We start from the raw sequence: 297 nt of genomic DNA, 5'->3' as shown, positions 1-297 counted from the left end.
GAGATATCTTCAACTAAAATATAGTATCTTTCAATACGGCAAAGAACTCTCTAACATAATAGTGTACAATCAATGGTGGATGTGTCCTTGATGGTATTCCCTGAATATCCTGACAATATTTTTCAGCAATCTTCTTAGCTCTATACACATGAAAATCACTTGTTATTATTGTTACTGAAGTAGTATCATTATATGCGTTTATCAATTCAAAGCTGTTTCTTATATTTTCCTGAGTACTTGTTGATTTATTTTCCATAATCAATCTATCTTCATTGATACCTATTGAATAAAGGTATC

General features: G+C 30.0%; 1 protein-coding gene. It reads right to left on the bottom strand.

Features of this window, described 5'->3' with window-relative positions; all coding sequences use genetic code 11:
- Window positions 1-13 precede the first annotated feature (13 nt).
- Window positions 14-297: YdcF family protein (locus AACQ14_RS23810; RefSeq protein ID WP_339366027.1), on the bottom strand; the 284-nt coding region annotated here is incomplete at its 5' end.

It is taken from the genome of Vallitalea maricola (genome assembly GCF_036985595.1).
GTDB lineage: Bacteria > Bacillota > Clostridia > Lachnospirales > Vallitaleaceae > Vallitalea > Vallitalea maricola.
This window is presented reverse-complemented; position numbering and strand designations above follow the sequence as displayed.